The organism is Lacibacter sediminis, assembly GCF_014168535.1.
GTDB classification, from domain to species: domain Bacteria; phylum Bacteroidota; class Bacteroidia; order Chitinophagales; family Chitinophagaceae; genus Lacibacter; species Lacibacter sediminis.
Window position 1 is genome coordinate 1,289,419 of the sequence record NZ_CP060007.1, and the last position, 23,314, is coordinate 1,312,732.

General features: G+C 41.1%; 17 protein-coding genes. 15 read left to right on the top strand and 2 right to left on the bottom strand.

Features of this window, described 5'->3' with window-relative positions:
* Positions 1–5: 5 nt before the first annotated feature.
* Genes H4075_RS05700 through H4075_RS21650 form a run of 6 tightly spaced genes read left to right on the top strand, consistent with a single transcriptional unit; the run spans position 6 to position 8,225 of the window.
* Positions 6–1,157, top strand: coding sequence for an iron-containing alcohol dehydrogenase (locus H4075_RS05700; RefSeq protein WP_182804972.1), 1,152 nt, complete (start codon positions 6–8; stop codon positions 1,155–1,157).
* The gene (locus H4075_RS05705; protein WP_182804974.1) at positions 1,157–2,059 is read left to right on the top strand and encodes a dihydrodipicolinate synthase family protein; all 903 of its coding nucleotides are present in this window, start codon (positions 1,157–1,159) and stop codon (positions 2,057–2,059) included. The genes H4075_RS05700 and H4075_RS05705 overlap by 1 nt, the downstream gene beginning before the upstream one ends.
* Before the next feature lie 6 nt (positions 2,060–2,065).
* The gene (gene pdxA, locus H4075_RS05710; RefSeq protein ID WP_182804976.1) at positions 2,066–3,094 is read left to right on the top strand and encodes a 4-hydroxythreonine-4-phosphate dehydrogenase PdxA; all 1,029 of its coding nucleotides are present in this window, start codon (positions 2,066–2,068) and stop codon (positions 3,092–3,094) included.
* Positions 3,095–3,097: 3 nt separating this feature from the next.
* Complete coding sequence (locus H4075_RS05715) at positions 3,098–4,270, top strand: four-carbon acid sugar kinase family protein (protein ID WP_182804978.1); 1,173 nt, start codon at positions 3,098–3,100, stop codon at positions 4,268–4,270.
* A gap of 60 nt (positions 4,271–4,330) precedes the next feature.
* Positions 4,331–5,872, top strand: coding sequence for a sodium:solute symporter (locus H4075_RS05720; protein ID WP_182804980.1), 1,542 nt, complete (start codon positions 4,331–4,333; stop codon positions 5,870–5,872).
* A 10-nt stretch (positions 5,873–5,882) separates the two neighbouring features.
* Complete coding sequence (locus H4075_RS21650) at positions 5,883–8,225, top strand: sugar phosphate isomerase/epimerase family protein (RefSeq protein WP_255460359.1); 2,343 nt, start codon at positions 5,883–5,885, stop codon at positions 8,223–8,225.
* Here the strand turns inward: H4075_RS21650 and H4075_RS05730 are convergent.
* Both H4075_RS05730 and H4075_RS05735 read right to left on the bottom strand, forming a co-directional pair.
* Positions 8,219–8,512: a type II toxin-antitoxin system RelE/ParE family toxin gene (locus H4075_RS05730; RefSeq protein WP_182804982.1), complete on the bottom strand. Its 294-nt coding sequence runs from the start codon at positions 8,510–8,512 to the stop codon at positions 8,219–8,221. The two genes, H4075_RS21650 and H4075_RS05730, sit on opposite strands and share 7 nt — an antisense overlap.
* Positions 8,497–8,730, bottom strand: coding sequence for a hypothetical protein (locus H4075_RS05735; RefSeq protein ID WP_182804984.1), 234 nt, complete (start codon positions 8,728–8,730; stop codon positions 8,497–8,499). The genes H4075_RS05730 and H4075_RS05735 overlap by 16 nt, the downstream gene beginning before the upstream one ends.
* Positions 8,731–8,910: 180 nt before the next feature.
* On the opposite strand from H4075_RS05735, the gene H4075_RS05740 reads away from it, so the two are divergent.
* From H4075_RS05740 to H4075_RS05780, 9 genes are all read left to right on the top strand, one after another.
* Positions 8,911–11,427 carry an L-rhamnose mutarotase gene (locus H4075_RS05740; RefSeq protein WP_255460360.1) on the top strand — a complete coding sequence of 839 codons (2,517 nt, stop codon included), beginning with the start codon at positions 8,911–8,913 and terminating at the stop codon, positions 11,425–11,427.
* Between the two features lie 77 nt (positions 11,428–11,504).
* Positions 11,505–12,584, top strand: coding sequence for a Gfo/Idh/MocA family protein (locus H4075_RS05745; RefSeq protein ID WP_182804986.1), 1,080 nt, complete (start codon positions 11,505–11,507; stop codon positions 12,582–12,584).
* A 4-nt stretch (positions 12,585–12,588) separates the two neighbouring features.
* The gene (locus tag H4075_RS05750) at positions 12,589–14,178 is read left to right on the top strand and encodes a sodium:solute symporter family transporter (RefSeq protein WP_182804987.1); all 1,590 of its coding nucleotides are present in this window, start codon (positions 12,589–12,591) and stop codon (positions 14,176–14,178) included.
* Positions 14,179–14,186: 8 nt separating this feature from the next.
* Positions 14,187–15,554, top strand: a complete 1,368-nt coding sequence (locus tag H4075_RS05755) for an MFS transporter (protein WP_182804989.1) — start codon at positions 14,187–14,189, stop codon at positions 15,552–15,554.
* 75 nt (positions 15,555–15,629) lie between these two features.
* Complete coding sequence (locus tag H4075_RS05760) at positions 15,630–17,762, top strand: alpha-L-rhamnosidase-related protein (RefSeq protein ID WP_182804991.1); 2,133 nt, start codon at positions 15,630–15,632, stop codon at positions 17,760–17,762.
* A 1-nt stretch (position 17,763) separates the two neighbouring features.
* A complete protein-coding gene (locus H4075_RS05765) occupies positions 17,764–19,770 on the top strand; it encodes an aceric acid hydrolase (protein ID WP_182804993.1) in 2,007 nt (668 codons plus the stop codon).
* A gap of 46 nt (positions 19,771–19,816) precedes the next feature.
* Positions 19,817–21,115, top strand: a complete 1,299-nt coding sequence (locus tag H4075_RS05770) for a ribulose-bisphosphate carboxylase large subunit family protein (RefSeq protein WP_182804995.1) — start codon at positions 19,817–19,819, stop codon at positions 21,113–21,115.
* 58 nt (positions 21,116–21,173) lie between these two features.
* Positions 21,174–22,463, top strand: coding sequence for a four-carbon acid sugar kinase family protein (locus H4075_RS05775; RefSeq protein WP_182804997.1), 1,290 nt, complete (start codon positions 21,174–21,176; stop codon positions 22,461–22,463).
* A gap of 184 nt (positions 22,464–22,647) precedes the next feature.
* The gene (locus H4075_RS05780) at positions 22,648–23,307 is read left to right on the top strand and encodes an aspartate/glutamate racemase family protein (protein WP_182804998.1); all 660 of its coding nucleotides are present in this window, start codon (positions 22,648–22,650) and stop codon (positions 23,305–23,307) included.
* Positions 23,308–23,314 lie beyond the last annotated feature (7 nt).

Here is a 23,314-nt window from a genome sequence, read left to right on the forward strand (position 1 = left end):
CATGTATGTCTGTTCCTGTTTTTAAAATAATGTTTCCGGGTAAATTGGTAGTTGGTAACGGCACTCTGCCTCAATTGGCTGATGATGTTCTGGAAATGAAACCATCGAAAATATTCATTGCAACGATTGCCCCTTTACAGAAAACAATTGATGCATTTATAGCTCCCTTTAAAGAGAAATCCATTGAAGTGTTGATAGATACTTCCATTGTTGCCGAACCATCCTTCAGTGATTTTGAGACGTTGATGAAAAAGGTTACACCATTTAATCCGGATGTGGTGATAGGTATTGGTGGCGGCAGTGTATTGGATATTTCAAAACTTGTTGCAGCACAGTTAGGCAATAAACAACAGCTAAGAGATTATGTCGGTATCGGTTTGTTGAAGGGAAGAAAAAAGAAACTCATTTGTGTACCTGCAACATCAGGCACAGGCAGTGAAGTGTCACCCAATGCAATTTTGGTGGATGATACAGATAATCAGAAGAAAGGTATTATCAGTCCCTACCTCGTTCCTGATATTGTGTATGTTGATCCGCTGCTGACTGTTTCTGTTCCACCAGCAATTACGGCTGCAACAGGGATGGATGCACTCACACACTGTCTTGAAGCGTACACAAATAAATTTGCACAGCCGTTTATTGATCTGTTTGCATACGAAGGCATGCGTCTCATTGCAGCAAATATTGTTACTGCAGTAAAAGACGGCAGCAATATTGAAGCAAGAGAAAAAGTTGCAACGGGCAGTTTGTACGGCGGTTTTTGTCTCGGTCCTGTGAATACAGCAGGCGTGCATGCATTATCGTATCCGTTGGGAAGTATGTATCATTTGGCACATGGCTTATCGAATGCTGTGTTATTGCCTTATGTGATGGAGTATAATATTGTGGCTTCAGCAGATCGTTATGCTCATGTTGCAGTTGCATTGGGCTGCAAAAGAGAAGATGATGTATGGACTACAGCCAAAGCCGGTGTTGAGAAAATAAAAGAATTGAATAAAGCCTGCGGCATTCCAACTACATTAAGAGAAGTGGGTGTCAAAGAAGAAACCATTCCGCAAATGGCGAGTGAAGCAATGAAGATCCAACGATTGCTGAAAAATAATCCAAGAGAAATTACAGAACAGGATGCGGTGAGCATTTTTAAATCGGCGTTTTAATGAAGAAGAATAAAAAATTTAGTGGAGTAATTGTGCCGGCAGTAACACCGCTCACCAAAGCGTTGCAGATTGATGATGCAGCTGTTGGGAAATTATTTGATCAGTTTTATAAACATAACATCTCTCCGTTTATACTCGGTACAACAGGGGAGTCGGCTTCGTTGCCTGCTGATGTAAAAGAACAATATGTAAAATCAGCAGCGAAACATAAAAAGGCAGGCACAGTATTATACGCCGGTATTTCATCGAATGTAGTAGCTGAATCAATTGAATTTGCAGCGTTCTGTGCCGATCATGCGGTAGATGCAGTGGCAGCAACATTGCCATCGTACTATGCGTTGACAGAAACGCAGATGAAAAACTATTTTGAAACATTGGCTGATGCGTCACCGTTACCGGTGATCATTTATAATATTCCTGCAACCACGCACATGAGTATTCCGTTGCAGTTGATCGATGAGTTGAGTCATCACCCGAATATTATTGCAACAAAAGATTCAGAACGCAGTGATGAGCGATTAGTACAATCATTGGCTTTATGGAAAGACCGTGAAGACTTTGGTCATTTTCTTGGCTGGGCTGCAAAATCAGCAGACGCATTGACTGGCGGCAGCGATGGTTTAATTCCCAGTACAGGAAACTTAATGCCGGATATCTATGATGAAATGTTGAAAGCTGTTGAAGCAGGTGATCATGCAAAAGCGTACGACATGCAGAAACTGAGTGATGTCTACGGCAATCTTTACCAAAGTGGAAAAACATTAGGCGAAAGTTTATGGGCATTAAAAGCATTGATGCAGCAGAAAGGTTTGTGTGAAGATGTAGTGATGCCGCCGTTACACTCACTGAGTGAAGAAGAGAAACAAAGATTAATTCAATCGTACGAAGAAATAAAAAGATAAGTAATTATGAGTTCGTTACCTGTTTTAGCCATTACAATGGGCGATCCTGCCAGCATCGGGCCCGAGATTGCAGTAAAAGCATTGTTGCAAAAAGAGATCCATTCCATCTGCAAACCAGTACTGGTTGGAGATGCAGCAGTGTTTCAACAGATCATTGATTTATTAAAGCTGAATGCAAAAGTGAATGCCATTTCAAAAGTTGCTGATGCAAAATTTGAATTGGGAACGATCGATGTGTATGATCTTGGTATTACAGACATCAATAAACTGGAGTTTGGAAAGATCAACGCCATGTGTGGCGAAGCATCATTCCAGGCAGTGAAAAAGGCGATTGAACTTGCACTAGCAAAAGAAGTAGATGGAACAGTAACAGGCCCCATCAACAAAAAATCGATCAACGAAGCCGGTCATCATTATGCCGGTCATACAGAAATTTATGCGCATTATACCGGCACAAAGAAATATGCAATGTTGTTGGTAGAGGATCATATCAATGTGATTCATGTCAGCACACATGTATCATTACGACAAGCATGCGATTTGGTGAAGAAAGAACGCATTGTACAAGTGATTGAATTGATCGTTGACGGATTAAAACGTTTAGGCAAAACAAATTTGAAAATAGGAGTGGCAGGATTAAATCCGCATGCTGGCGACAGTGGTTTGTTTGGAACGGAGGATGATGAAGAAATTTTGCCGGCAGTACTCGAAGCAAAACGATTGGGTTATGATGTAGAAGGTCCTGTACCTCCTGATACCATGTTTGCAAAAGCAGCGACAGGTGCGTATGGTGGAGTAGTGGCCATGTACCACGACCAGGGACATATTCCGTTCAAACTTGCAGGTTTTAAATGGAATGCAGAAAAGCAACAGATGGATAGTGTGAAAGGCGTGAACATCACCTTGGGCTTGCCGATCATCCGTACATCGGTTGATCATGGTACTGCATTTGAAATTGCAGGAAAAGGAATTGCCAGTGCAGATGCAATGGTCTTGGCAATTGAAAGTGCGGTGCAGTTGAGTAAACACAAATAATGAATGATGAGTAATGAGTGGCCCACTCATCACTCATCACTGATCACTCATCATATGATTGCAGTAATAGCCGATGATTTTACAGGAGCAGCCGAATTAGCCGGGATCAGTCTGCGTTATGGATTGAATGTAGAATTGTATACAGGCGACGTTGCATCAACAAATGCGGATGTATTGATTGTTTCAACCGATAGCCGCTCTTTGAATAAGGCAGATGCATTAAAAAGAACTGAAGCAGCTCTTAAATCTGTGCTTCAATTGAATCCTTCTTTCATTTACAAGAAGATCGATTCGGTGCTGCGTGGTTATGTTGTCGATGAATTGAAATTGCAAATGCAGTTGATGCATAAATCAAATGCATTTATTCTACCTGCTAATCCATCATTGGGAAGAACCATCAGCAATGGCAACTATTATGTACAGGGAAAGCTCATCAGTGAAACAGGGTTTGCAGCTGATCCTGAATTTCCCATCAGCCATTCATCGGTGCAAGTGATACTAAATGATGATGAAGTGCAAGTGCTGAAACATACAGATGCATTGCCATCCAACGGAATGGTTGTTGGTGAAGCAGAAAATGAAACAGATGTACGAGTATGGGCAGAGAACCTGGATGAAAGGTTTGTGTTAGCTGGTGCAGGTGATTTTTACACTGCATTGCTGAACAAACAATTCAAACAGACAAATCAAAAGCAACATGAGTTGCAACTTCCGTTCCTGTATGTATGCGGTACGTCTTATGATCAATCGGTGAACTATATCAAACAGGTTGATGAAAACAACAAAACTGTTTTATATATCACAAAGCAGATGATTGAAAACGGAGCTAATGATGAAGCGTGGTTACAGCAATGCAAAAATGTACTGCAGCAAAAACAGAAAGCTATTATTGCTTTTAACAGTGAGGCAATACCGGCTGATGCATCAGCTTCTGATTTACGCAACATCATGGCAAGTGCAGTAAAAGCGGTGATTGAGCAAAATAGTATCCGTGAACTGTTTATCGAAGGTGGATCAACAGCAACTGCCATTTTGCAGGAGCTTGGGGTCAATCATCTTTCGCCGGTAAATGAATTAGCAAGAGGCGTGGTGCGAATGAAAGCAGGAGAACTTTTTATAACAGTTAAGCCCGGCAGTTACGAGCTCAGCAAAGAAATAAAACAACTGTTTGCGTAGTAATAAAACAAACAATCTGTGTTCATCAGTGAAATCTGTGAGCACCCACAACGATTCGCCATGGACCATTTACATTTTATAGATTACTTCATCATCCTTGTTGTGCTGGGCGTTACCTTATATCTCGGCTTCCGTTTTGCAAACCGTCAAAACACAACCGAGAAATTTTTTCTTTCAAAAGGAAATTTTCCATCATGGGCATTAGGTTTGTCGTTGCTTTCTACACTCATCAGCAGTGTCACATTTCTTGGTTATCCTGCTCAAGGTTATGCCAGCAACTGGATATTATTGGTGCAGGGCTTAATGGTGCCGATCGTTTTGTTAGGAACCATCTGGTTTATCGTTCCACTCTTCCGCAAAGTAATTGGCTTAAGTACGTACGAATATTTTGAAAAGCGTTTTGGCAGCTTTGCCCGTTATTATAGTTCTTCTTCTTTTATCATTCGCCAGTTTGCAGGCATGGGCACTGTGCTGTTTTTAATTGCAGTGGCCATTCATGAAATAACCAGCATCAGCCCCTTTCTTATTCTTGCAGTTGTTGGGTTTGTATTGGTGATGGTGAATTTAAAGGGAGGAATGCAGGCCGTTATCTGGCTCGATGTGTTCCAGGGCTTCATGTTATTTGCAAGTGGTATCATTTGTTTGGTGGTGATTTTATTATCCATCAAAGGTGGTATTCCCGAAGCAATAAAAGTAGCCACTGAAAATAACCGCACTGGTTTCGGACCTTATGATTTTAAATTTACAGAACTCACATTGGTGGTGATGATCATCAACGGATCATTCTATGCCATTCAGAAATACGGAACAGATCAAACAGTTGTGCAACGTTATCTCACAGCAAAAACAGATAAATCTGCTGAGAAAGCATCGCTGCTTGGTATCAGTTTAACCGTTCCCATCTGGACCATCTTTATGTTCATCGGCACAGCACTGTTTGTTTTTTATAAACAAAATCCATTACCCGATGGCATGAAAGCCGAAGCTGTGTTCCCGCATTTTATTATGACGCAGTTGCCAACAGGTGTTATTGGATTTATCGTTGCAGCGTTGATCTCTGCTGCAATCTGTAGTCTCAGTGCCGATCTCAATTCATTGGCTGCTGTTGGTATGGAAGATTATTATAAAAAATTTCGCCCCGGTAAAACGGACAAACAATATCTCTACACCAGTAAAGCCTTTGTTGTGTTTTCTGGTTTGTTGTCTATCGCCATCGGTGCGTTTTATTTGTTGGCAGGTAACGAAGGTGTGCTTGGTGTCATCTTCACCATCTATGCAATCTTCTCAGGTGGCATCGTTGGTATTTTTTTATTGGGGTTGTTTAGTGCAAGAGCTAATCGACAAGGTGTTAACATCGGCATCATCACCTGTATTTTGTTTACGGCATGGGCGTTCTTAACAAGTACACCCGTTGGTATAAAGAATCCCAAACTCTTACTCGATTTAGGTAATTTTAATTTCACACATCACAAACTCATGCTTGGTGTTTACAGTCATCTCGTCGTGATTGTGGTGGGTTATATCGCCAGTTTATTTTTTCCAAAACCTGTGTTACAACCAAACTTATTGTACAGCAGTTGGAAAGCAAACAGGCATCAATAAAAAACGAATTATGATACGAGCTTCAGTTTTTCATAGCATCCAGGTTGCGTCGCACTCTTGTACGGCATCTCGAATTGCATCTTTTTTTGCACGCAAAGTCGCAAAGAAAATAAGAACGCAAAGTTTTTCCTTTGCTCCTTTGCAGCTTTGCGTGAAACCCTTTCTTCTTCTCTGTGTCTTCCTGTCTCTGTGGTTCAACTCTTCAGCACAGCTCAACACCGATAACCAATACGCCAAACCGTTAAAGGAAGTACTGAACGATGTGCAAAAGAAATACGGTGTTATCGTCAAGTTTGTAGATAGCATGGTGAAGAATAAAATGGTGACGTATGCAGAATGGAAATATCGTCCCGATGTGGAAGTGACACTGGATAATATTCTGAAGCCGCTTGAACTAAAAGTGAAAAAAGAAAAAGACAAGCAATATAAGTTGAGTGTGTATGAATATTACCGCTGGCCGGTAGAAGAAGGTTGGGCAGAAATGGATCGCATTGCTGCACAATACAAAACAGTAGAAGAATGGGAAAAGCGAAAAGCAGAATTAAAACCTTGTTTAAAAGAAGCATTGCAGTTAGATCATCTTCCTGCATCACCAAACAGTAAACCAATCATTACAGCAAAGCGCATCTTCGATGGTTATACAGTTGAAAATATGGCGATCGAAATTCTACCCGGTGTATGGATCAACGGATCGTTATACAAACCATTAAAGTACAAAGGAAAAATTCCTGTCATCTTAAACCCGGATGGGCATTGGGAAAAACAACGTTATCGTGCCGATTGCCAGTATCGTTGTGCGGCAATGGCAAAAATGGGAGCTATGGCGTTCAGTTACGACCTGTTTGCATGGGGCGAATCCTTATTGCAATTTAAGATCGAAGATCATCGCCGGAGTTTAGCGATGACTATCCAAGCATTGGGCGCTATCCGCATTCTTGATTATTTATTGGCACAGAAAGATGCAGATACAAATCGTGTAGCTATCACTGGCGGCTCAGGCGGCGGCAGTCACACTGTGCTGATGACTGCATTGGATGATCGTATTAAAGTTTCTGCACCGGTTGTTTCATTATCTTCTTATTTCTATGGCGGTTGTCCTTGCGAAAGCGGTATGGATGTTCATGCATGTGGCGGCAGAACGAACAATGTAGAAATTGCAGCGATGGCAGCACCACGTCCGCAGTTGGTTGTAAGTGATGGCGGCGACTGGACAGATAAAATGCCCGAACATGATTTTCCTTATCTGCAAAAGATGTATAGCTGGTATAACAAGAAAGAAAATGTGGTGAATGTGCATTTGCCAAATGATAAACATGATTTCGGTATTACCAAGCGTACACCACTGTATGAGTTCATGGCAAAGCATCTTGGTTTGAATCTCAAAACCATTCAGGATGCCAACGGTAAAATTGATGAGTCAAAAATTACCATTGAGCCGGAGAAAAGTTTATTTGTGTTTGGCGATAACGGAGAAAAACTCCCTGCTCATGCAGTGAAAGGTTTCGAAAATTTAGAAAGAGTATTTGCAAATGAAATAGAAAAAGCAAAAACCAATCAGCGCTACAAAATAGGTTTGATCGATCTGATGTTATTGAAGCGTCAGAAACTTGGTGCCATCACTTTAACTGCACAACTCAAAGCCGATGGTGTGGAAGTGGACATGGGCGGATTGGGTAATCGTCCAACATTCGATAATCAATTATTGATCGATAGTGTTCGCAATCAATTCATACAAACAGCCAAAGAAAATAAAGTAGAGATCTTTTGTTTGGCTATGACGGGTTATTATGCTCAATCCTTTTGCGGCCGTGCAGAATATGTCCGCAGTATTGAAGACTGTATTAAGACCATGCAGCTCATGAATGTAAAGCATGCCTTTCTTCCATTGGGTGTACAGTGCGATATGAAAAAGAATCCTGCTGTTCGTGATTCTGTGATTGCAAGATTGAAAGTTGCAGGTAAACTTGCCGAGCAGGCAGGTGTGGTGATCGGCATTGAAACATCACTCACAGCAAAAGAAGAAGTGGAGTTGCTGAAACAGATTGGCTCACCGGCGATTAAAATTTATTTCAACTTTTCTAATCCTTTAAAAGAAGGAAGAGACCTCATCAGCGAAATAAAAATACTCGGCAAAGACCGCATCAGCATGATCCATGCTACCAACAAGGACAGTGTGTGGTTGGAAAATGATCCACAAATCGACATGTACAAAGTAAAAAAGACATTGGATGAAATTGGCTGGAGTGGATGGTTGGTGATTGAACGCAGTCGTGATGCAAAGAAACCTTCTGATACCAAATTTAATTACGGAGCGAATACAGCTTATTTGAAGAAGGTGTTTCAGAATCAGTAAGGAGCTTCTTCAGGGTTGCGACGATTATCCCAAATAGAAAGAATGATAATTGTATCCTTTGTTTCTTCGTAAAACAATAAATAATCACGTACCAATTTTACACGGACATTCTTTACATCTGTTTTGCGACCAATATGCGGATGTGCACTAATCAGTTGAATAGCTTTTTTGATAAGCTCGTTTAGTTTTTTGCTGTAGACAGTTGACTGGTTATGATTTTTCCAGTAAAGGAGAATTTCTTTACGTTCGTTATGTGCGTTTTCAGTCCAGACTATTCGCTTAACCATTCGTCTGATTCTTTGTCGGATTGCTCATTGTCAACAACACGGCCATCTTTTGCCTGTTGTTTCGCTTCCTCAATCGACTTTTTCTGAGCAGAGCTGGTTTTGTAAACAGTTTCCGGTTCCTGTAATTCAAACAGATTCGAGACTTCGGCCAGCAAAGCAGGGTCTTCAATTTCCCGAAGCTTATCAATGAGTTTATCTTTTAAAGAAGGAATGGGCATAACCTGTTTTTATAAAGTTACAATTTGTTGTGAACGAATTCGACCAGTAATGCCTCAAAACAGGAAAATCGTCCATCATTATAGCAAATACGCACATTTTTAAGGGCGGCAAACAAGGCTACATTTATCAACCTAAATGCCTGCTTTTGAGGCAGGTTCTGTAGCTTCAAGCTGAATAAAATGATGAAACGATTGCTGTCTTGCCAAATGCTTGTTTTTATCCTGTTTGCTCAACTGAGCATGGCAGCAGATGTTTATGTTTCCCCCACAGGTTCTGATTTCAATAATGGTTCAAAAGAAAAGCCTTTTGCCACACTCAACAGGGCTTTGCGTAAGGCAAGAGACTTGCGCCGATTGAATGATGCTTCTGTAAAAGAAGGCATTCATATTATTTTACGTGGCGGCAATTACCAGGTTTTAGAAACCATTGTTATAAAACCGGAAGATAACGGCACCCGTGAAAGCTCCACGTTTATTGAAGCTGCGCCAGATGAAAAACCTGTTTTAAGCGGCGGTGTGCAAATCAACAATTGGAAAAAAGTAACAACTGTTGTCTCTGGCTTGCAAAAAAATAGTCAGTCAAACATATGGGTAGCCGATGTGCCAATGGTGAACGGAAATGTTTTCAATTTTCGCCAATTGTGGGTGAATGATATGAAAGCAGTGAGAGCAAAATCATCCAACGGAGATGCGATGCTCCGCATTTTAAACTGGAACAAGGCAGAAGCTGCATGTGTGATACCAACTTTGCCCTTTAGCAATTTAGATAAGACAAGCGGATTGGAATTGTTTATTCATCAATGGTGGGAGATTGCCAACCTGCGTGTAAAGAAAGTGCAGGTAATGGGCGATAGTACAAAATTGTTTTTTCATCAACCGGAAAGTAAAATACAAAACGAACATCCATGGCCTGCTCCATGGATCAGTAAAGAAACCGGCAACTCCGCATTTTATTTAACCAATGCCATTCAATTTTTAGATGAGCCCGGTGAATGGTATTTGGATGCAGCCAACAAGAAAATTTATTACTGGCCACGAAGCAATGAAAATTTGGCAGCAGCAAAAGTGATTGCGCCATTTACCGAAACATTGATCAGTATGGAAGGAACGATTGATAACCCGGTTAAAAATCTGGTGATTGAAGGCATTTCTTTTCAGCATACCGGTTGGTTACGCCCATCTCGGCAAGGCCATGTGCCGCATCAGATAGGTTTGTTTATGACCGAGGCATATAAATTAAAACCTGCAGGTACAAAAGCAAAACCCGGTTTGGATAACCAGGCATGGGTTGGCAGACAAACTGCTGCTGTCGAAATGAGTTATGCTGTGAGAACAAGAGTTAAGAATTGTTCTTTTCTTCATTTAGCTGCAACAGGCATTGATTTGAAAAAAGGCGTGCAGGATAATATGACCAAGAATAATTTGTTTAGTGATATCGGCGGCACAGCAATATTGGCTGGTAATTATGGAGATGAAGGAAGAGAAATACATATGCCTTTTCATCCGAAAGACGAAAGAGAAAAGTGTGATGTGATTTTTATTGAAAATAATTTCATTACCAACGCCACGAATGAAGATTGGGGCACAGTTGGTATTGGCTGTGGTTTTGTCAGCCGAACAAGTATTCGTCATAATGAAATTGAAAACGTATCGTATAGTGGTATTAGTTTAGGCTGGGGTTGGAGTGCAGAAGAGAACATGATGAAGGGTAACAGGATCGTAGCCAACAAAATTCATCACTTTGGTAAATGGAATTATGATTGCGCCGGTATTTACACATTAAGTGCACAGCCCGGTTCTATCATTGAAGACAATTACATCGACAGTATTTATAAATCTCCGATTGCGCATTTGCCGTCGCATTGGTTTTATATTTACAATGATGAAGGTTCTTCCCATTTTTCCGTAAAAAACAACTGGACACCTTCACAAAAGTATTTACAGAATGCCAACGGCCCCGGCAATGTGTGGAGCAACAATGGTCCGCAGGTGCATGACAGTGTAAAACAAAATGCGGGGTTAGAAAAACGATTTCAATATTTAACAGCGAATAAAACTCCAAAGTCCGGTGTAATTAACGAAGAACACAGTGAAGTGATTGAACTTGTAGTGAAAGAAGGACAAGCATTGGATGTAGCAAAACTCAAACAGGTGCTTGCACAGAATAATATGGATAGCAACGCCATCTATCAATGGCAGAATCATTATGTGATCTTCGATAAAGTGCAGGACATTGGCGTCATGCAAGGACGTTTGCAAAATCGTTTCCCTGAAACAGAAGTGCGTGTATACCACGACATGTTTTATGAATACAGCAAGAAGAAACATTGTACCGATAAAACAGTAGCAAAGGAATGGGATCATATTCTGCTCACAGCCAATCTTGTTGCAGATGAAAAATTGCAGAAAGAATATCTTGCCTATCACGCCACTCAGTTTGAAAAATGGCCGGAGATAGCGAAAGGTTTTTGTAATGCAGATTTTCAACAATTGTTACTGTTCAGGAATGGAAGACAGTTGGTATTGGTGATCAGTATTCCAAAAGGGGAGAGCCTGGATAAACTCAACCCAAGAACAACAGCAAACAATCCACGGGTGGATGATTGGAATAAGATCATGAAAAAATACCAGGAAGGCATAAAAGGAACAAAGCCGGGAGAAACATGGGTGTTTCTCAAGCCAATGAATAATGAGTAATGAATGATGAATACAACCCTGACGGCGGTTGCAAACCCCGTCAGCGGTTTTGTTGAATTATATAAATAGAAAGAAACATGTTGACTATTGGAATTTTAGGTGTTGGTGAAGGTCGAAGTACCATGAGTGCAGCGTTGCAAAGTAAAAAGCTGCGACTCAAAACCATTTGCGACCGTAACGAAGAGTTGTGCAAACAACGTTGCAAAGAATTTGATTTCGACAACTATACAACCAATTATGAAGATCTGCTCAACGATACAGAGATCGATATCATTGCCATTTACACACCCGATCATTTACATGCCGATCATATCAAACAGGCATTGCTGCATGGTAAACATGTGGTGTGTACCAAGCCGTTTATTGATGACTTGAGCAGAGCAAAAGAATTATTGGATATTCAACAGCAAACAGGTAAGAAAGTATTTGTGGGACAAAGCTCACGCTTCTTCGAACCATACAAACGCCAGCGTAAAGATTTTGAAGCTGGCGAAATCGGCGAACTCATTACCATCGAAAGTCATTACAATGCTGATCATCGTTGGTTTCTCGAAAAGAAATGGGCATTGGAAGATTCATTCAAATGGTTGTATGGGGGTTTAAGTCATCCTGTTGATTTCATCCGTTGGTATTTACCCAATATTGAAGAAGTGATGGGCTATGGTATGATCAGTGCAAATGGAAAATCCGCTGGTTTGAAAAATGAAGATACGATGCACTTCATCTTCAAATCAGCTGATGGAAGAATTGCAAGAGTGAGCGGCACCTATACAAGTCCAACACAACCAACAAAACGTGACAGCGGCATGAGCTGTGTATTACGTGGCACAGAAGGGGCAAGCCAGGCCGATTATCATGAATTGCGTTATGCTATTACCGATAAAACAGGTGAAGAAAAAATTATTCATTGGGGCGATGCAAAGTTGAAATACTTTTTCCGATTTGAAGGACAAAGTCATCATGCAGGTGAATACCAGAATTATCTTGAATACTTTGTTGATTCAATAGAACAAGATTTTACTGCCTATCCAAATATGAAAGAAGGAATCGGCACAGTGGCATTGTTACAGGCAATGGATAAAAGTTTACAAATAGGGGTACCGGTGAAGATGAAAGAAATATATGCTATTTATGGCTTAACTGATTTATTTAACTAAGCTGATGAACGAAATCTATAATAAACTCACAACGCTTGATTTTGCCATCGTCGCAATTTATTTGATTGCGTTGCTGGTGATTGGTTATGTTGCCAGTTTCCGAAACAAGAAAAAAGATGAAACACTTTTTCTTGCAGGTAATTCGCTCAACTGGTATAACATTGGTTTCAACATGTGGGGAACAAATGTGGGGCCATCATCTTTACTCGCATTTGCAAGCATTGGATTTTCTGCAGGAATTGTAGGTGGAAACTTTGAATGGTATGCCTTTGTTTTTTTACTGTTACTCGCCATGGTATTTGCGCCAAGATACATTGCAAGCAAGGTTAGCACCATGCCCGAGTTCATGGGCAAACGTTATGGAAAAAGTTCGCAGGACATTTTAGCAGGCTATGCACTCATAAAAATTCTGATCAGTTGGTTGAGCCTTGGTTTATTCAGTGGCGGAATTTTGGTGCGACAGATCTTAGGTATACCCATGTGGCAATCAACAATAGTGCTGGTTGCTTTCTCTGGGTTGTTCACTTACATGGGAGGTTTAAAAGCAATTGCAAAAGTGAATGTATTCCAGATGATCTTGTTGATCATTGTTTCACTAGCATTAACATTTATCGGTTTGCAAAAGCTTGGAGGCATCACTGCCTTAGTCGCTAAAACACCCAGCCATTTCTGGAATTTAATACATCCTGCATCCGATCCGGGTTATCCATGGCATGCATTGTTGCTGGGTTATCCTGTATCGGCAGTTGCATTTTTTTGTACTGATCAAAGCATGGTGCAAAGTGTGTTAGGTGCAAAAAATTTAAAGCAGGGACAATTGGGTGTAAACTTTATTGGTTGGTTGAAAGTATTGGCATTGCCGATGTTTATCCTGCCGGGTATTTTGTGTTTTGCATTATACCCCGATCTCACCGATGATAAATTAGCATACATGACAATGGTGACGAATTTGTTTCCATCGGGTTTAAATGGTTTGGTTATTTGTGTGTTGATCGCTGTATTGGTCGCAACCATTGGTTCATCGTTAAATGCGTTGAGTACAGTTTTTACAAAAGATATTTATGTAAACAATATCAATCCGCAGGCAACAGTGAAACAACAGATCAATGTTGGACGCTATACCGTTATTGCAGGTTGCGTGCTGGCCGTATTAATGGCCATTGCGTTTGATAACATCAAAGGCAAAACCTTGTTTGATATTTTTCAATCGATCTTAGGTTACCTCGCACCGCCATTAGCAGTTACATTTTTGTTGAGTGTATTCTGGAAACGAACCACAAAACTGGCGGTGAACCTGATTTTATCAGTTGGCTCTGCATTCAGTTTGTTTGTAGGTATGCTTAATTTATGGATCATACCTCCAGATGCTGCAACAGGAGCAAACACCTGGTGGCCGCATTACTTTCTCATTTCGTTTTACATTTTTGCGATCTTGTTTGCAGCGGCTATCATCATTTCCTTACTCGATAAAAATAAAGTAACAGCAGCCATCGAGACAGCACCTATTCCAAAAACAAGTAAACAGGTAAAAATTCTTTTCGCATTATTAGGACTTGTTATACTAGCCCTCTACATCATTTTTAACGGACATTAAATACACATATGGAACTAAAAAAAGGAAGTTTAAAAAGTACGATTGCTGTATCGCTTACAAATTATCTCGATGCCGGCGCAATTGTAGCAGGTGCAAGCGGGTTAACGCTTTGGCAAAACTACCTTGGGCTTAACGAAGGGCATCTCGGTTGGCTGAATGCAATCAGCGCTAATGCCTTTGGTGCGGCTATCGGCGCAATTTTCGGAGGTTTCCTGGCCGACAAATACGGACGAAAAACCATTTACACTTACAATATGCTTGTGTATATGCTGGGGATTGCCATCATCATGTTCACGGTTAATTTTCCCATGCTGTTGATTGGTTTCCTGGTCACAGGGATTTCAGTGGGAGTGGGTGTTCCTGCCTCATGGACGTATATTTCAGAAAATTCAGAAGTGGGTAACCGTGGAAAGAATATGGGTATTTCACAGTTCGCTTGGGGAGTGGGTCCAATGATCATTTTAATTTTAGGAATGCTCCTTGCCCCTGGCAATGCAGATGCTTCGTCTGGTGTTTTATTTGGGTATGTACAAAAAATTGCTGCGGTATTTATTGGTAACGATGCAGGCGTTGATGCAATCAATGTATTTAGCAGCCGTATTATTTTTGGGTCTTTGTTTGTTGTGGCGTTAATCGCATGGACTTTGCAGCGCAAGCTCAATGAATCGAAAGATTGGGAAGAAGCACAAAAAATACAAACCAAGGAAAAACAACCAAGCGTTTTCGCATCGTTTGGTACTCTTTTTACCAACAAGGTAAATGTTCTGACCATGCTTTTTCTCGCAGGGATTTACATTAGCTGGAATATGGTGGCTTCAGTGATGGGGTTCTTTCAGCAACATATTTATGAAACTGCAGGCGGACTTTCCAATGGCGAGGCCAATATGATTACAGCAGTACAATGGATCGTGATTATTGCGGTAACGTATTTTGGTTTTGCCATGTTGGTTGATAAAGTCAATCAACGCTGGCTTTATGTTTTCGGAACATCAATAGGAATTATAGCCTGGGGCATACTTATTTTTATAGGAATAAAAAATCATGTAGCACTTTGGACGTTTACCATTCTTTGGGGCATACATGCTGGCATCAGTGTGCAGGCATTTTATGCGCTCTGGGCTTCGGAACTTTTTCCTGCTAAATACCGGGCAGCTGCGCAGGGTATAATGTTCTTTGCGGTTAGAAGCATTGCAGCGGTATGGGGATTTGGGTTTGTTAATATTTATGGCGAAAACGGAGAAGGATTTTATACCGCAGCGTATATTATGATCGGGCTGCTCATTGTGGCACTCATCATTGGAACAATCTGGACACCAAAAACCCAAGGCAAATCATTACAACAAATAACGAAAGAAAGATATGGGGAAGATATTTAGGTAGTGAATGCTGCGCTGAATAGCGCAAGCAAGTAACACGAAGTAGATTACAGCGAAGCAATTAACGTGAAGCGAATGAACAACTCTTTTTTACAGCATACTTCTTCTGCAGCAACCTGGATATGGTATCCCGGCGATTTTGAAATTGTACTGGCCAACAAAATGCAAAACCGTCGTACCGAACGTGGTACTTTCTTTCCGGTATTCTGGAAAATCGACAATCATTATGTGTTGATGGATTTTCATAAAGTGTTTGATGTGCCTGAACAGGAGACAGTAGACATATACGTAGAAGGTGAATACAATGTAAAGCTTGATGGGAAAGCATTTGAAGGTAGTCCGAAGCAGATTACAGTTCCTGCAGGTAAACATAAGATCAACATAAAAGTATTTAATCAGGCCAACGTGCCTGCCGTATATGTAAAAGGAAAAACAATTGTATCGGATGCTACATGGCTGGTAACATTTGAAGACAAGGAATGGATCGATGAAACAGGAAAAGCATCCGACATCTCTGCCACCAAATGGCTCAATGCAGGCAGCTCGAATTTTAATTCACCCACACAGTTGCCTTCTCAGTTTGCATTGCCTGTAAAAGAACAAACAGCAGTATCGACTGAAAAAGGAGAAAACTCCATGCTGGTTGATTTTGGAAAAGAAACATTTGGTTTCATCAAACTGCACGGATTAAAAGGCAAAGGCAATCTTTCTGTTTATTATGGTGAATCAAAGGAAGAAGCATTGTCAACCGAACATTGCGAAACATTGGATAGAGTAAAAGTAAACAGTACAGAAAAGAAAGATCAAACGATGGAACTGTCGAAAGCTTATCGTTTTGTAAATGTGCAATACGATGAAGCTGTAACACTCGATTCAGTTTCGATGCTGTATGAATATGCAGATGTAAAAGAACAGGGGAGTTTTACCTGTAACGATGAAGAGATCAACCGCATCTATGACGTAGCAAAATATACATTTGAATTAAACACAAGAGAATTTTTCATTGATGGCATTAAACGTGATCGCTGGATATGGAGTGGTGATGCTTACCAGAGCTATCTCATGAATTATTATCTGTACTTCGATAGCGAAACAGTAAAACGTACAACGTATGCATTGCGGGGTAAAGATCCGGTAACTGGTCACATCAACACCATTATGGATTATACCTTTTTCTGGTTCCTCGGCATTTATGATTATTATCTCTACACTGGTGATAAGCATTTTATTGCACAGAATTACGATCGCATGAAAACGCTGATGGACTATGTGTTGGCAAGAAGAAACAAAGATGGTTTAATGGAATGGATGTCCGGTGACTGGATCTTTATTGACTGGGCTGCTGGTCTCAGCAAAAAAGGTGAAGTGAGTTTTGAACAGTTACTGTTTGCACGCAGTCTTGAAACAATGGCTCTTTGTGCAAACATTGTTGATGATAAAGATGCAGCAACACAATACAACACACTGGCTGCTGATATACGCAAAAAACTTTTCGACATTTACTGGAACGATCAGAAGCAGGCGTTGGTGCACAGCCGTATTGATGGAAAGCAAACAGACAACGTTACACGTTACGCCAATATGTTTTCCATCTTCTTTGATTATTTCAATCAGCAGCAAAAAGAGGCCGTGAAGAAATCTGTATTGTTAAATGACCAGATTCAAAAAATCACCACACCCTACATGCGTTTCTATGAACTGGAAGCATTGTGTGCAATGGATGAACAATCCTATGTGCTAAAAGAAATGAAAGATTACTGGGGTGGCATGTTGAAACGGGGTGCAACGTCTTTCTGGGAAGAGTATAATCCAACTAAAACCGGAACAGAACATTATGAGATGTATGGCAGAGAGTTTGGAAAAAGTTTATGTCATGCATGGGGAGCAAGTCCTTTGTACCTTTTAGGTAAATATTACCTTGGGGTAAAACCAACAGCACCCGGATATGCAACGTACAGCGTTGAACCAAATCTTGGTGGCTTGCAATGGATGCAGGGTAAAGTGCCCACGCCGAATGGAAATATTGAGTTGCATGTAACCAAAGAACAAGTGAAGATAAAAGCAGCAGCCGGCGCAGGAACAGTTGTATTGAAAAGTAAAACTCAACCTACAGGTAATAATATTTCAACAGTTGCAAAAGAAAACGGTGTGTATGAAATTGCTGTGAACCCGGGATCAGAATATGTTATCAATTATAAAGCAGAGTAAAATGAAACGTGTAAGTGCATTTTTAATTGGAGCTGTTGCGTTTTTCAATCAGGCAAACGCACAAACAAGTCTTGTAAACACACAAGGCAGCAGCTATGCAAAACTCACCGGAGTCGGCATCAGTGATGTTAGCTGGACAAAAGGTTTCTGGGCCGAACGTTTTGCAGTTTGTCGTGATGCCATGTTGCCACAACTGTGGCAAACCTATACCAGTAAGGATATCTGTTATTCATTTCAGAATTTCAGAGTGGCTGCAGGTTTAGATACAGGTCGCTTTCGTGGCCCATCGTTTCATGATGGTGATTTTTACAAGACACTGGAAGCGGTAGCAGCAATGTATGCATCAACCAAAGACCCGAAATTAGAAAAGTGGATGGATGAAGCGATTGCTGTAATCGGCAAAGCACAGAAAGACGACGGCTATATTTATACCAAGAACATCATCGAACAAAAGAAAACAGGTAAAGACAAAATGTTTGATGATCAATTGAGTTTTGAAGCATACAATTTCGGTCACTTAATGACTGCGGCCTGTGTGCATTACCGTGCAACAGGCAAAACAACATTATTGAATATCGCAAAGAAAGCTGCCGACTTCCTGATCGGTTTTTATAAAGCAGCAACACCGGAACTGGCACGTAATGCCATTTGCCCTTCACACTATATGGGGTTGACAGAACTCTATCGCACAACAAACGATAAAAAATATTTGGATCTTGTTATTCATCTTATCAACATCCGTGGTACGGTTGAAGGAACAGATGATAACAGCGACCGTGCACCTTTTCGTGAAATGAATAAAGTGGTTGGTCATGCAGTGCGTGCCAACTATTTGTTTGCAGGTGTTGCTGATGTATATGCAGAAACAGGCGATGCAACCTTGATGAATACCTTAAATAAAATGTGGAGCAATGTCATCAATACAAAAATGTATATCACAGGCGGTTGCGGCGCCTTGTATGATGGAGTGAGTGTGGATGGTACAGCGTACAAACCTGATACGGTGCAGAAAGTGCATCAATCATACGGAAGAGATTATCAGTTGCCGAACTTCAGTGCACATAACGAAACCTGTGCGAACATTGGTAATGTGTTGTGGAACTGGCGCATGTTTTTGTTAACCGGCGAAACCAAGTATGCAGATATTGTAGAACTCACTTTGTACAACAGCGTGTTGAGTGGAGTAAGTATGGATGGTTCAAAATACTTCTATACAAATCCGCTTGCAGCAACTGCTGATTATCCTTATCATCTGCGTTGGGAAGGTGGACGTATTCCTTATATCAGCAAATCAAATTGTTGTCCGCCGAATGTGGTGCGTACGATAGCAGAAGTAAATAATTATATGTACAGTGTTGGCGAGAAGGGTTTGTACGTAAACATGTACGGAGGAAATGTATTGGCAACAGCGTTGCACGATGGAACAAAAATAAAACTGGAACAGACCACGAATTATCCATGGAGTGGAGCCGTTGCAATGAATGTAAAAGAACTGTCGAAGAAAAATACAAAACTGTTCCTGCGTATTCCGGGTTGGTGTAAGAATTATATCCTGAAACAAAATGGAAAGTTGGTTACTTCAAAAGCTGTGAATGGGTTTGTTGAAGTATCGATCAATGCAAATGATAAAATGGAACTGAACATGGATATGCCTGCGACATTGATTGAAAGCAATCCAATGGTGGAAGAAACAAGAAACCAGGTAACGGTGAAGCGTGGGCCTGTTGTGTATTGCCTTGAGTCAAGTGATCTGCCTCAACAAAAAGTATTTGATGTGGTCATTCCTGCAAACATTAAACTGCAACCCGTAGCAATGAAAATTGTTGACGGCAATGTGATGGCATTAACAGGTGAAGCAAGATTGCTTGATCAGAATCAATGGAACAACACATTATATAAAGAAGTGAATACAAAACTCAAACCGGTCACCATTAAACTCATTCCTTATTATGCATGGGCCAACCGTGGTAAATCGGATATGACAGTTTGGTTGCCGCTGATGAGATAGAGCCCCCTAAATCCCCCGAAGGGGGACTTATTAAAATCTTGAGTAAATGGAGAATAATAAAAATATCGGAGGCTTACAAAGCCCCTCCTTTGGAGGGGTTGGGGAGGCTATTACAGCAACATATTATATCGAAACACCGTATGCACCGGAAAAGGCCGCAGCGGTATTGGCAGGTGAGCAATCATCAGGCACATTTGTAGCAGTGCCCGGTGAAACAGAAGAATTGAAACAACGTTTTGCTGCAAGAGTGGAATCGGTTGAAGTATTGGAAACAGTGAATGAACCAGCGATTCCCGGTGCAACAAGTAAAGATGGAAAGTATCATCGTGCCATTGTGAAAGTATCCTGGAGCATTGAAAATTTTGGAACGAATCTTCCGGTGATGGTTTCAACCTTACAGGGAAATCTTTATGAGATCACACAATTCACCGGTTTAAAGTTGATGGATATTGAATTGCCTGCATCGTTCAGCGATCAATTCAAAGGGCCTGCATTTGGTATTGAAGGTTGCAGACAGTTAACAGGTGTGCAAGGTCGTCCTTTGATTGGCACCATCATCAAACCATCTATTGGTTTAACACCTGATCAAACTGCTGCAATGGTGAAAACATTGGCTGAAGCAGGAATTGATTTTGTAAAAGATGATGAATTGCTTTCGTCTTCAGGCAACTCCAGTTTCAATGATCGTGTGGATGCAGTGATGAAAGTGATCAATGCACATGCAGATAAAACGGGCAAGAAAGTGATGTATGCATTCAACATCAGTGGAGAGGTAGATGAAATGCTGCAACGTTATGAAAAGATCGTCAACAGTGGTGGCACCTGTGCCATGATCAGTATTAACAGTGTTGGATTGGCAGGTGCAAAAAGAATCATGGATCAACGACAGCTCGCCATTCATGCACATCGTAATGGTTGGGGTATGATGACAAGACATCCGTTGCTGGGTATCGATTACAAAGCCTATCAAAAAGTATGGCGATTGGCAGGTGCCGATCAAATGCATGTAAATGGCATACAAAATAAATTCTGGGAGAGTGATGATAGTGTTGTGGCGTCAATTGAAGCTTGCTTAACAAAGATGTTTGATCATAAGACCGTGTTGCCGGTTGTGTCGTCTGGGCAGTGGGGCGGACAGGCATTTGAAACATACCGCAGAACAAAAACAGTTGATCTGTTGTACATGGCAGGTGGCGGTATTATGGCACATCCCATGGGAGCAGCAGCAGGTGTGGTTGCATTGCAACAGGCATGGAAAGCAGCAGTTGATGGATTGACATTGGAAGAAGCAGCGAAGCAGTATAAAGAGTTTGCAGCAGCAGTTGAAAAATTTGGAAAGAAATAGTTGAACAAACCCCGTCAGCGGTTGAAAACCCTGACGGCGGTTGTTGATATAAGTTGAAGTGAATAAGAAACAAAACATATTACTCGCATTTTACGGTGATGATTTCACAGGCAGTACTGATGCACTTGAGTTTATTACAAGAGCCGGTGCAAAAGCTGTGTTGTTTATTGAACCGCCCACTGCGGAACAACTGCAACAGTTTCCGGATATTGATGTGATTGGTGTGGCTGGTAAAACAAGATCATTATCACCTGCACAAATGAAAGAGATATTAATTCCTGCATTTGAACAGTTGAAAGCAAGTGGCGCAAAGCAGGTTCATTATAAAGTGTGTTCAACGTTTGATTCATCGCCAGCTGTTGGCAGTATTGGTAAAGCCATTGATTGTGGAGCTGAGGTTTTTCAAAACAAACTGATTCCGGTGATTGGCGGTATGCCTGCATTGGGCAGGTACTGTTTGTTCGGCAATTTGTTTGCACGAATGGGTATTGGCAGTAGCGGAAAAATTTACCGGCTGGATCGTCATCCATCCATGAGTAAACATCCTGTTACACCTGCCGATGAAAGTGATCTGCGTTTGCATATTGGTAAACAAACGACAAAGAAGATCGGATTAATTGATATCACACAACTAGAACAACCTGTTGAACAATGGAATGAAGGGCTGATTGATGAAGAAGTGGTATTGGTTGATACCATGTATGAATCGCAGTTGATCAAGATCGGTGAGTGGATGGATGGATTGGAAGAAGACAAAACATTGTTCAGCGTAGGAGGTTCAGGTGTGGAAGCAGCATTGGGCAATTACTGGAATGAAAAGAAAATACTGAAGCCTGTCACAGAATGGAAACAGCCGGGCAAAGCAGAATCCTTATTGGTGATTTCAGGAAGTTGTTCGCCTGTTACAGCCTCACAGATCGAATGGGCGAAAGAAAATGATTTTGCAGAATTGGTGCTTGATGCAATGCGAATAGTGAATGAAGATGCTGTTGATACTGTAATCGGTGATCATGTTGCAACGTTGCTGCAGCAGAAGAAGAAAGTAATTGTTCATACGGGCGCAAAAAAAACGGAAAATCTTTCTTCTGAAAAATTAGGAACAGCGTTGGGCAGCATTGCAAAACAAGCAGTGATGAAATCGAATGTAAAACGTGTGGTGATTGCCGGTGGTGATACAAGCAGTTATGCTGCAAGAGCGATGGAGATTGATGCGGTGGAAATGATTGCTCCGCTGGTGAGTGGTGCGCCGTTGTGTAAAGCTTATTCAACAAATGAAAAAGTAAACGGACTGGAAGTGAACTTTAAAGGTGGACAGGTGGGGGCTGATGATTATTTTGGACTTTTTTGAATAGTTAGTATTTCACGCAAAGCTGCAAAGGAGCAAAGACGCAACGAAAACTTTGCGTCTTATGATCTTGGCGCCTTTGCGTGAAAAAGAAGAATAGAATTCAGAACCATGAAGAGTGCGACGCAACAGAAGATAAATAGTAGTAATGAAGCTGGTAACAAAAAATAAAACGTAATTAAATTATATGGCACAGAAAACATTAGGATTGATTCACACATCGGCAACATTAGTGCCCGTGTTTGCAGAATTGTGCAAGAAGTATTTGCCAAATGTAAAAGTATTCAACATTGTAGATGACAGTTTGATCAAGAATACCATTGCACGAGGAGCGTTGACACCCGATACATCACGCAGAGTGGTGAACTACGCAGGCTCAGCACAGGAAGCCGGTGCCGATTATATTTTATTTACCTGTTCATCGATTGGCCCCGCAGTGGAAGCAGCCGCTGCATTAACACAGGTGCCTGTGTTACGTGTTGATCAGCCAATGGCTGACAAAGCAGTACAGTTAGGAAAACGTATTGGTGTGGTAGCAACCTTGTCAACCACATTAAATCCAACAAGTGATTTAGTGAGAAGAAGAGCCGCCATTGCTGGGAAAGAAATTGAATTGAAGTCTGTTTTATGCGAAGGTGCATTTGAAGCGTTGATGAGTGGCGATGCCGCAACGCATGATAAAAAAGTAGGCGATGCATTAAAACAATTGGCCAATGAAGTGGATGTGATTTTGTTGGCGCAGGCAAGTATGGCAAGAGTGGTGGATACATTAACTGAAGCAGAAAAGAAAGTGCCGATATTGGCGAGCCCGCCGGTTGCAATGGAATATTTAGCATCGATCTTATAAGAACGCT